4 protein-coding genes are annotated in these 12249 nt (G+C 59.2%); 2 read left to right on the plus strand and 2 right to left on the minus strand.

Annotated elements, in window-relative coordinates:
* Nucleotides 1–87: 87 nt before the first annotated feature.
* On the minus strand, nucleotides 88–8709 hold the full coding sequence (locus A1830_RS02050) for a glycoside hydrolase family 94 protein (protein ID WP_231877562.1): 8622 nt from the start codon (nucleotides 8707–8709) through the stop codon (nucleotides 88–90).
* A 398-nt stretch (nucleotides 8710–9107) separates the two neighbouring features.
* Between A1830_RS02050 and hemB the strand changes: the two genes are divergently transcribed.
* Nucleotides 9108–10085 (plus strand): porphobilinogen synthase, encoded by a 978-nt coding sequence (gene hemB / locus A1830_RS02055; protein WP_067701016.1) that lies wholly within the window; start codon nucleotides 9108–9110, stop codon nucleotides 10083–10085.
* Nucleotides 10086–10222: 137 nt separating this feature from the next.
* On the opposite strand, the gene A1830_RS02060 is transcribed toward hemB, so the two are convergent.
* On the minus strand, nucleotides 10223–10531 hold the full coding sequence (locus A1830_RS02060; RefSeq protein WP_067701019.1) for an EthD family reductase: 309 nt from the start codon (nucleotides 10529–10531) through the stop codon (nucleotides 10223–10225).
* Nucleotides 10532–10782: 251 nt separating this feature from the next.
* Here A1830_RS02060 and A1830_RS02065 point away from each other — a divergent pair.
* Nucleotides 10783–12249: glycoside hydrolase family 3 protein (locus A1830_RS02065; protein WP_231877552.1), on the plus strand; the 1467-nt coding region annotated here is incomplete at its 3' end.

Consider the following 12249-nt stretch of genomic DNA (forward strand, 5'->3'; position numbering starts at 1 on the left):
ACTTATACCCTGTGTCTCTTCCCGCCGCATCGCCCCGACGGGGCGTGATACGCCCCTCATCTTTACCCGGCCACAGTGACCTTTCGTTTATCCCGCAAGAATAACTTTAACCTGATGCTCCTCGCCCCTGACGCTCAGGGGGATAATCGCCTCCTCCAGCTTTACGCCATCCATCCAGAGTTCATAATCCGCCGTACCGCGTATGACCTCAATATGGTAACGGCTGGTGCCTTCACGCCAGGTGAGCGTCAGCGCCGGCCATGCCAAAGGCATATGCGGGCGAATCGTTAAGCCTTCGCCCCGACGTTTAATGCCCAGCAGGGCTTCAATCAGCAGGCGGCTGGTCCAGCCCGCCGAGCCGGTATACCAGCTCCAGCCTCCGCGTCCGATATGCGGCTCAACGGAGTAAACATCCGCAGCCATCACATAGGGTTCGACCTTATAACGCTGCGTGGCTTCCGGCGTCAGGCTGTGGTTTATCGGGTTTATCAGCGCAAACAGCTGCCAGGCTCGCTCGCTGTCACCCATTTCCGCAAAGGCCATAATTGCCCAGATGGCACCGTGGGTATACTGGCCGCCGTTTTCCCTCACCCCCGGCAGATAGCCGCGAATATAGCCCGGATCGGGGCCATTCCCGTCGAAAGGCGGCGTAAGTAGCTTGATCAGCCCGTTGTCATTATCAACCAGTTTATCGTCAAGCGACTTCATCGCCACCGCCGTGCGCTGGGCATCGCCTGCACCCGAGAGCACTGCCCAGCTCTGCGCGATAGCGTCAATCTGACACTCTTTACTGAGGTGTGAACCCAGTGGTTCCCCGCTGTCGAAAAAGCCGCGCAGGTACCACTCACCATCCCAGCTGTGCGCCTGGAGATTCTTTTGCAGCTTGTCCGCCTGGTCACGACAGAGCGTAAGGGTGTCATTATCACCCAGCGTTTCCGCCAGTGCCGCATAGCGACGCAGTACCGTATAAAGGAAGAAACCCAGCCAGACGCTCTCACCGCGTCCGGCAATCCCAACCTGGCTCATGCCATCATTCCAGTCCCCGGAGCCCATCAGCGGTAAGCCATGTTCACCGAAAACCAGGCCGCGTTTGATAGCGCGAATACCGTGCAGCCAGACTGACTCTTTCAGGGTACTGACAGCCGACTGTTCATAGAGGGACTCCTCGTTGGGTTCCAGCTGACGCGCCTCCAGATATCCCGCCTGTTCCTCAACGAGAGTTTTGTCTCCCGTTGTTTCAACGTAGTGGCTGATCGCCAGCGGAAGCCACAGGAAATCATCTGAGCAGCGGGTGCGTACGCCGTGGCCGGTTGGAGGATGCCACCAGTGTTGCACATCGCCTTCGGTGAATTGCCGGCTGGCACAGAGCAGGATCTGTTCACGCAGCCGCTCGGGCAGAGCATTGCTCAGCGCCAGACAATCCTGTAGCTGATCGCGGAAACCCCAGGCACCGCCGGACTGATAGTAGCCGCTGCGTGCCAGAATACGGCTGGCCAGGGTTTGATAAAGCAGCCAGCCATTTGCCAGCAGGTTGACGCCCGCATCGGGCGTGTAAAGCTGGATCTTGTCCAGTATGTGGTGCCAGTAGTCGTGGACCCCCGCCAGCTCCTCTCTGACCTTCGCCTCATTCAGCCAGACCTCAATCAGCCTTTCCGCCTCTGGCCGATCTTCCCCCACGCCGAGGATAAAAATAAAGGTGCGCTGATCGCCATCGATAATGGTCGTCGCCGACTGAACGGCACCGCAGGGGTCTAATCCCACGCCGGTCCTGTCAGAAAGCCGCTGCATGCCCAGCGCCGCGGGCTTGCTGAGTGACCCGTTGCGGCCAATAAATTCACGGCGATCGCCGGTCACCGAGCAGTGAACGCCGGTTAATGCGATAAACGCCGTTCGCCCGGCGTCGGTATCGCGATAGTGATTGGTCGCCAGGATACCGCAGCCATTTACCACCCTGGCCGGTGAGGTTGCCACATGCAGCGCCGTCTTACTGCGATGCTCGCCCAGCGTCCACTCCACGTAGCCCGTCACCGAGAGCCTGCGGGTATGGCCTGAATGATTAGAGAGGGTTAACACGGCCAGTTTTACCGGGGCATCTCTTGCCACCAGCACCCGCAGTTCGCTGGCGATACCGCTGTACTGATGGCTGAACTGACTGTAGCCAAAACCGTGATGGGTTACGTAGTCGCAGTCGGTTCTGGCGGGTAAGGCCGTGGGCGACCAGAATTCGCCGCTCTCCTCATCCCGCAGATAAAGGGCTTCACCCGAGCTGTCGCTGACCGGATCGTTTTCCCACGGCGTGATGCGGTATTCATGCGCGTTGCCAAACCAGCTGTAGGCCTGACCGCTTTCGGAAATAACGCTGCCAAAATCCTTGTTGGCGAGAATATTGGACCAGGGAGCAGGGGTGCTTTGCCCCGCTTTCAGCACGATGCAATACTCCCGACCGTCCTGGCTAAAGCCGCCGAGGCCGTTAAAAAAGTGCAGTTGAGAAATGTCGAACGCCAGCGCATTAGCCGGGTAATCAGGCCGGGGCAGGCGGGGGATCAGGGGGATAAGCTGTAGCGTTTGCGGCGGCATCTGTATCGGCTGGGTCAGCTGATCTGCCAGGCTGCCGCGACTGTCGTCAAGAACCAGACTGGCGGCGCTGAACAGCAGCGTCAGATCTTCGCTGCTTAACAGCTCGGTTTTGCGCACGTACAGGCCGCCCGGTTTATCCGTCAGGGCGGCGGACGGGCCGGACGCGATCAGGCTGGTTACCAGTGTAAACAGGCTTTGCTGATAACCTCCACGCGTCTGTACGAGGATAACCAGATCCACCTCCAGCCCTTTCAGCTGCCAGTAATGATGCGCCTGGATAAGCGTTTTCAGCATGCCGAGGTTATCTTCACTCCCGATGGCCAGTACGGCTATCGGCAGGGCGCCAGAAATCGCATTGCCCCACAGCCCCGACTGTCCGCGCCGGTTGCGACTCAGCACCTCCCGGTCTGCCCGCATCTCCGTGATCGGGAAAATAACCGCAGAGGCAAGCTGGTTAAACAGCATCGCGTCGCCTTCGCTGGCATTCAGCTGCCGCAGCACCACCTGACTGTGGGACCATGCCATTTCAAATACCCGATCGGCGATGGTGCGATCGCGATATTTTTCCATCAGCGCCAGGCTGCTATCACGGCTGCTGCTTACGCCATACAGCACGTCGACCACCACCGGGACGCCAGGTTTCAGGCTGATACGCTGGCGGATTGCCATAATCGGGTCCAGTACCGCCCCAGCACCGTTCCCCAGCGGCCCAGGCCGGGTCAGCGCCAGCGGTGTGGTAGGGGTGCGACCACGGCCAATAAAGGCGGCGCGATCCGTCTCGAAGGAGGTTTCACGGCCAACCGAACCGTTAATCGCCACCAGGTGGAACAGCCACGGGGTCTGTTCTGCGGCTTCACGTGGTCGACGATGGCAGAGTATGCCCTCCAGCGCCGGAAGCAGGGTGGTTTCCACAAACAGGTTGCTGAAGGTGGGATGCGCCAGTTCGCTGCTGGCCGGTGCCAGGACCACCTCGGCGTAGGTGGTAAGCTCAATCGTTCTGGGGCGACGACCACGATGCGTTAGCGTGATTCGTCGCAGTTCAACATCGTCTTCCAGCGAGACGACAATATGGCTGTGGATGCTAAGTGATCCGGTGGTGACGCGGAATTCCGCCCCCGCATCGGTAAACAGGGCATGGTATTGCGCGCCTTTGTTACCCGTCGGTTGCCAGGTGTTGCTCCAGACTTCACCGCTCTGGGGATCGCTCAGATAGCAGAAGGTGCCCCGATTATCCTTTGTGCCATCCGCCCGCCAGCGGGTCAGGGCCAGATTATTCCAGCGGCTGTAACCACCGCCAGCGAGGGTAACCATCAAGTGGTACTGGCCATTCCCCAGCAGCTGGACCTCCGGTAAGGCCGTATTGACGTCACTGAACTCACGCTGTTCCAACGCAGGCTGCTGAAGCGTGCCCTCATTTGACTCAAATTTACGGCGGCGAGTGAAAAGCTCGACCGTGGTTGGCACGCGTTCCTGTAGCAGCAGGCGCGCTGATGCGAAATCGGGATTTGCGGCAAAGCGTTTTACCATCGGCGCATCCAGCAGCAGATTCGACAGCGCCAGAAAGCCCATACCCTGGTGGTGGGCCATCCATGACTCAATGATCACCTGTGACTGCCCCTGCGGCAGGCGTGAAGCGGTAAAATCGAGCGCCTCGTAAAATCCGTAGACGCCATGTGCGCCCAGCTTTTCCAGACTCTGGAGGTTTTTAATCGCCGCCTGAGCTTGCACCGGCAGCGCCAGCAGCGTGGCGTAAGGCGCGATGACCATATCCTGGCTCAGGCCGCGCTTCAGCCCCAGCCCCGGCACGCCAAAGGCGTGATACTGATAATTATGCTGATTGTCAAAGGCATACCAGGCCGATTCGGAAATCCCCCAGGGAATATGGTGCGTCTTACCCCAGGCAATTTGCTGCGTCACCGCCGTCTGGCACATGCGGGAAAGCAGGGTATCCGGCCAGAGCGGCATCACCAGCTGTGGCATCAGGTACTCAAACATTGACCCGCTCCACGACATCAGCACCGGATCGCTATTGATTTCGGTATAGAGCCGACCCAGTGCGAACCAGCTCTTCAGCGGCAGCTGATTGGTGGCGATGGTGACATAGTTAGTCAGGCGAATTTCAGACGGCAGCAGATCGTAGTGCCCGCTATCCAGTTTGCTGGCCTCGCAGTCGTAGCCGACGCTCAGCAGGTTAGTGGTCGCGTTATACAGGAAGCGAAAATCCATGGTGGCATGATCTTCCAGCCGCAGTTCCAGCTCGTGAATCATAGCCAGCCTTTTCTGCGCAACCAGCCTGGCGGTATGCAGTCCGTCATCCCCCCCTGGGGCAACCTGTTCGTGCTGTTCCACCAGCCACAGCAGTGAGGGGAAGGGAGTAACCGGCTCGCGCGGGTCGCGCCATCCTGCCATCAGCTGCCACTCTTCACAGACCGCTTCAAGCTGCTTATGGNCCAGCCACAGCAGTGAGGGGAAGGGAGTAACCGGCTCGCGCGGGTCGCGCCATCCTGCCATCAGCTGCCACTCTTCACAGACCGCTTCAAGCTGCTTATGGAGGTTTTGCAGCCAGCTACCCGTCAGGGCGGGCATATCGTTCAGCAGCGCAGCGGCAAGCTCGCGCATGATAATCAGCTCGGGCAGGACCTTATCCGGGGGCTGACGGTGGGCTATTTGTAAACGCTGACGCAGCGGCTTAAGGGCGGCGGGCATTTTCCCCCCCACCTCATGTTGCAGCAATCTTAGTGTGTCATCCACGCCGGCCAGCACGCTGGGCATATCCAGAATGGGCGCGTTACGCCAGGCCGCTATCCCGGTTTTTAGAGTCAGCAAATGACCGGCCAGATTACCGCTGTCGACGCTGGAGACGTAGCGCGGATGGAGCGGCTGTAGCGTATGGGTGTCGTACCAGTTATAGAGATGGCCCCGATAGTGCTCGAGTTTATCCAGCGTATCCAGCGTCTGGGTAATGCGCAGCAGCACCTCCTGCTGGGTCAGGTAGCCAAAATCCCGTGCGGTCATCGTGGCCAGCAGCGAGAGCCCGATATTGGTGGGTGAGGTGCGATGCGCCACGCGGCGCTGGGGGATCTCCTGAACGTTGTCCGGCGGCAGCCAGTTCTCCTCTGCGGTAACAAAGGTGTCAAAAAAGGCCCAGTTTTCGCGGGCAATCTGCCGTAAATAGTTTCGCTGTGGCTGGCTGAGCGGCTGTTTCGCCACGGTTCTCGGGCGGCTCAGCCACGCCAGCACGGCAGGCGTCGCAACCCAGCACAGGCAGAGTAAGAGCGCGATAGCCATCATGGGAGGCGGTGATAAACCGCTAATCAGCAGCAGGAGAATACCGGCGAGTGGATTGATCCACATGACGCGATAAAAGGCGATCACAGACGGCGCTGAGCGGTTTCTTCCGGCGTCAGAGCCGACCCACTCATGTAAATAGCGGTGACTGACGCCGAGACGCCAGAGCGTGACGGCAATCGCCCGCAGCGAGTAGAGACTCTGATGCGGCATCGTAGCGATCTGCATCGCCGTGGTCAGCAGCTGGCTACGGGTTCCGCGCAGCACGGCGCGAATATGCTGAGACAGCGAATTACGCCGATTTTTCTTCAGCAGGCCGATGACCAGCGCGGCAACGGTTGGCAGCAGCATGGCAACGGGCAGACAGGCCAACCATAACAGCGCATCAGGGGCCGGCGACAGGGCATAGAACAGCGTAATCAGCAGGCTGGGTGCTACCAGGCTCCGACGTAAATTGTCCAGCAGTTTCCAGCGGGAGAGGTGGCTGAGGGGGTTATCACCCCGGCTGCCGTCAGCCCGTCTCACTTTTAGCCGCAGCCAGTTAAGCAACTGCCAGTCGCCACGCGTCCAGCGATAGCGGCGCGCCACGTCCGCCAGGTAATTGTTAGGGTACTGCTCATAAAGTACGGCATCGCTCAGCAGGCCGGAACGCGCGTAGCATCCCTCCAGCAGATCGTGGCTGAGCACGAGGTTTTCCGGGCAGCTGTTGTGGGTCGCCAGCATAAACATATCCACATCGTAGATGCCCTTGCCGACAAAGGATCCTTCTCCGAACAGGTCCTGATAGATATCCGAAGAGATGGCCGAGTAGGGATCGATGCCCGGCTCGCCGCTGCACAGCGCAGCGTAGCGGCCCTGGCCGCCCGTTGGGATCTCCTCCGCCAGGCGCGGCTGAAGGATGGCGTAACCCGCCGTGACCCGCAGGCGATGCGCGTCCCAGACAGGCAGATTGAGGGGATGCGCCATCGCCGCGATCATCTGATGCGCCATCTCCCTGGGCAGCAGCGTATCGCTGTCCAGGGTAATAATGTATTTCACCGCCGCCAGCACTGACTGACTGGCCCCGACGATGGTCGAAAACGGCGTATCCTGCCCGCGCAGCCAGCGATGCAGGGCATAGAGTTTACCGCGCTTGCGTTCATAACCCATCCAGACGCCCTGTGCCGGGTTCCAAATTATTTCGCGGTGCAGCAGCGTAAATGCCCTGTCATGCGCACCGTCGCGCGGATGAAGCCGGTTCAGCGCGCCAATTTTGTTGGCCGCATAGGCCAGCAGCGCCGGGTGTTCTGGCGCCTGCTGGACCGCGCTGTCGTGAAAGTCCGTCAGCAGCGCATAGTAGAGGTTAGGCTGTGCATTCCCCAGGTAGCAGATGTGCAGATGGTTTACCAGCGCATCAATATGCTGTTCACTGCCCAGCTGGCAGGGGATCACCACCAGCGTCTGACACGTGGCCGGAATACCGGCGGAAAAATCCATGCGCGGCAGCGGCTCAGGCTTACGGCTACGGGTCAGGGTTTCGCTCAGCATCGCGACGGTGAACTGGCTAACCACCACGATGACCGGTAACGTCAGCAGTAGCAGCGACCACCCCATTCCCTGGCGATAGCCGTGAAAAAGAAGTTCGGTGCTAAAGGCCATGACCAGCAGGCTCATACTTCCCAGCCACCACAGCAGCGGCGTCTGATTGAGCTGACTGCGCAGCAGCGAAAGGGGATGAAAATGTGCGTTCAGCACGCTGTCCAGCTCTGCCCGACCCTTGCCGACCAGATAATAGCCTACGTGCCGCCTGACGCTCTCTGCCGGAGCCACGCCCGCCAGCACTACCACCTTACGGGCAACGGCCTCTTCGCTAAAGGCACTGTGGCGCGCCAGAACTTCAATATGATGGCGATAGTTATCCCGGGTATCAAAATGCATCTGCGCGTAAATGTCGGCCGGATCCTGGCGCAGGCACTGCTCCACCAGGCTTACCGATTCGGCGAAATCGGCCCAGTTAATTTCATTGAGCTGGCGCAGCCCGCTGATGCTGTTGCTGACGGAGAGCTGATTGCTGCTCAGCTGCTGATTAAAGCGATTGACCAGTTCGGCGGAGGTTAGCCCGGCTTCGGCGATGCGTTTTTCCACCCACAGCAGCGGCAGCGCCAGGCGGGAGCCATGACCCTGTAGCCCTCTGATCATCTCCGCAATAAATGCGCTGCTCTCCGGCGGCTGGCTTTGCACCATCTCCGCCATTACCACGATAAGGTTGGCCGGTTCGTTCTCCTCGCACTCCAGCATGCGCCTGACCCACTCCTCAGCAAGTGCGCGCTGCTGGTGGGCGTGAGCGACGTCGATCGCCACCCGGTGCAGATTTTCAATCAGCGCCAGGCGCAGCATGCCCGGCAGCGCCCAAAGTTCGCCCAGCGTAAGCGGGCTTACCGTCTGATAGGCGGTGATAAACCGGGCCAGGAGACTGAGATCCCAGTGGGCGTCACTGTGTACGATCGCCTCGGTCGCAATATCGTAGATGCGCGGGCCGTAGTGTGGCAGGGCGATTTGCGGCAGGCCCTTACCAAAATTAAACGGTAACAGCTGGCGCACCAGCCTGATCTGTTCCTCAATCAGGTAGAAGTTATCCAGCAGCCACTCACCCGCCGGTGCCCGGCTGCTTTTGTCTCCCTGGCTGATAACCTCACAGCTTTCGGCCAGGCTCACTTCGTTATCATTCAATCTTTTCAGCAGGTAGTAGGGTTGCTTTTGCTGCGTCAGGCGATGGGAACGGGCCAGTTTCTCGCCGTAGCGCACCATCTGTTCTGCTGAGTAAAGCTCCGGCTTAACGCTGGTGTAGTCGTTTTTTTCAGGCATCGGGACGCGTTGCCCGATCGCTTTGCCGCTAAATGGGTTTCTCACGCATCAATTCCTTATACGTACGCACCGGGCTTAAGTAAGGGCAGGATGGCACGCGTGATAACAGACAAGTCTGGAAGAGTAGGGCAGGTCGGATACTTCACCGATGAGGGTCAGGGCGAAGATCAGGGGTGAAGGGCCTGGTCACCTGAGCATAGCAGTCTCATCAGGAGGACGAGCGCTTTATCCGTGAAAGTGCGAGGCCGCGCACTAAGTTACACATTCTGTGCCGTCCGGGGTGGGAAGAAGGCCACAAACGTTGTCAGAGGGCACGCAGAGGTATACTGTTAGCAGACTCATTTTTTCGTCACCGCCTGCCGTTCGGGCTGGTGATTAGCCGCTAAACCGAGGTTGTTTTGTCCAGTATCTCTCTCAGCCAGCGTCCACGACGTCTGCGTCAGTCCCCCTCTCTTCGTTCACTTTTCCAGGAAACATCGCTCAGCATCAACGATCTGGCGCTGCCGATTTTCGTTGAAGAGGGCGTTGATGACTACAAAGCGATCCAGGCGATGCCTGGCGTGATGCGTATTCCGGAAAAACGTCTGGCCTTCGAGATTGAGCGTATCGCCAAAGCCGGGATTCGTTCGGTGATGACCTTTGGTATCTCACATCATACCGATGAGACGGGCAGTGATAGCTGGCAGGAGAATGGTCTGGTGTCGCGTATGTCGCGCATCTGTAAGGATGCAGTGCCGGAAATGATCGTGATGTCCGATACCTGCTTTTGCGAGTACACCACCCATGGTCACTGCGGCGTGCTGCACGATCGCGGGGTGGATAACGACGCCACGCTGGTGAACCTCGGCAGGCAGGCGGTTGCCGCTGCGCGCGCCGGGGCTGACTTTATTGCGCCTTCGGCGGCGATGGATGGTCAGGTTGCGGCGATTCGTCAGGCGCTGGATGAGGCCGGGTTTACCGATACGGCGATCATGTCCTACTCCACCAAGTTTGCTTCTTCATTCTACGGCCCGTTCCGTGAGGCGGCAGGCACCTCGCTGAAGGGCGATCGTAAAACCTATCAGATGAATCCCATGAACCGCCGCGAAGCGATTCGCGAATCCCTGCTCGATCAGGCTCAGGGGGCGGATGCGCTGATGGTTAAGCCAGCAGGCGCCTATCTGGATATCATTCGCGACGTGCGGGAGCGCACCGATCTGCCGCTGGCGGCCTATCAGGTCAGCGGGGAGTACGCGATGATTAAGTTTGCCGCGCAGGCCGGGGCAATCAGCGAGCGCGATGTGGTGCTGGAAAGCCTGGGCGCAATTAAGCGCGCCGGTGCCGACCTGATTTTCAGCTACTTCGCGCTGAATCTGGCCGAAAAAAACCTGCTGTAATCACCGGGCGACGCTCAAACTCTGCCATCGGACCGGTGGCAGAATGCGATGCTCAGGTGGGACGGGAGGTAAGCGCGCCGTCGATACCCTGTCAGCCTCAGGCTGACAGGGTTTTTTTATGCCGAACCGGCGGTGATTTACTTCACGATTTCCGAAATCCACTGTTGCGGGGTGAGGTTGGTAAAGTTCGCAACGTCCCCGACGATCTCGTCAATATGGTCGGCCATGCCCTTTTGCAGATCCTCAACGGAGTGACAGATCAGATGGCAGGCTGCGATATAAGGCGCCGGTTCGCCTTCGGTCGTGCCAACGATTTTATCTATCGACCAGGAAACCAGGTAGTGTCCCATTCTCTTCTCGACCAGCGGCAGATGCACATCGCGGTAATAGTTATAGTCAAACCGGGCATTTTCAGTGTTGGGATACATCACGCTACATTTAATCAAAACGTTACTCCTGACAGGGAAACCGTCGCACCTTCGCGGGCGCGTCTTCGAGCCAGATGAGTATAGTCAATCAGGACGCAGAGTAATTAGCGTTACGGGGCAGGCCCTCTGCCCGTGCGCTTCGATGGCTGCGTATTCGATCTCTGTGCGCCAGATCGCTGAAAAACAACGGCTAAAGATGGTCTAATCCCAAACGATGAATAACGGAAAGGGCATTCACCCGCGGTGAATGCCCTGATTGAGGGACTAATATGAAAAAAAGAGTGCTTCGCCTGAGCCTGCTCGCTGCCTGTTCCCTGCCTTTTTCTGCCGCTTTTTGCGCCCCCCAGCTTACGGATACCGCCTCCATACCGGGAGTGATTGCCGCCATGACGCTGGCGGAAAAAGCCGCGCTGGTCACCGGCACCGGCATGAACAACTCTGCGAAGGTGGCGGGCGCGGCAGGTTCCACCCTGGCTATTCCTCGTCTGGGCATCCCATCCATCGTCTTTGCCGATGGGCCGGTTGGAGTCAGGCTCGGGGCCGGGCCGACCGGTGGCGCAAAGCGCTTTGCAACCGGCTTCCCGGTGCCCATCGCGATGGCCGCCAGCTGGGATCCGGCGCTTATTCAGCGCGTGGGCGGTGCAATAGGCCGGGAAGCGCGGGAGAGGGACGTGGACTTGATGCTTGGCCCGGCGATCAATATTCAGCGTAGCCCGCGTAATGGACGCAATTTTGAATACTTCTCTGAGGATCCGCTGCTGAACGCGCGCATCGCCGCCAGCTATATTCGTGGGCTACAGGCGCAGGGCGTGGGGGCGGTAGTAAAGCACTTCGCGGCGAATAATCAGGAAACCCGTCGGCAGACCCTTAACCAGATCGTCTCCGAACGTGCGCTGCGTGAAATCTACTTTCCCGGCTTTGAATATGCGATCCGCGAGGCTCAGCCCTGGGCCATCATGAGTTCTTATCCGGCGATTAACGGCACCGCCGCTTCGCAGAATACCTGGCTGTTAACGCAGGTCCTGCGCGACCAGTGGCGATTTAACGGCATGGTGATGTCCGACTGGTACGGCGTGACCGATCCGGTGAGCGCGCTGCTGGCGGGCAATGATTTGAATATGCCGGGTGGGAAGTCGCAAAAGGACACGCCGTTTGTTCCCCGCAATACCGACCCGCAGGAGGTGGTGCTCACGGCGCTGAAGTCCGGTGCACTGACGGAAAAACAGATTGATACTAACCTGACCCGTATTCTGCAAACGGTGGTGAAAACCCAGGCGTTCAAGCAGGCCACGCCGCCGGAGGAGGCTGCCCCGGCTGATCCTGCGGCGCTGGCGCGGGAGGTGGCCGCGGACTCTATGGTACTGCTGAAAAACAGTGACCATACGCTGCCGGTCAGGCGCGGTCAGCGCATTGCCGCGTTCGGCGAGAACGTTCACCGTTTTTTTGACACCGGTGGCGGCAGCGCCGAGGTCAATATTGACCCGCAGCAGCGGGTTAGCCTGCAGGAGGGGATGCGTAATGCGGGCGTGACCTTTATTGATACCCTGGATAAGCAACGGCTGGATGAAGGTAGCCTGGACAAAACCCTGCGCCGCGCGGTGGAAAAAAGCGATATTGCGCTGATTGCCATTGGCCGCAGCTCAACGGAGGGGGCCGACAGCTACACGATGGCGGTGCATCCGGATGAGCTGGCGATGATCGCGAAAGTGTCCGCTGCCTTTCACCAGCAGAATAAA

The organism is Erwinia sp. ErVv1, from assembly GCF_900068895.1.
GTDB lineage: Bacteria > Pseudomonadota > Gammaproteobacteria > Enterobacterales > Enterobacteriaceae > Erwinia.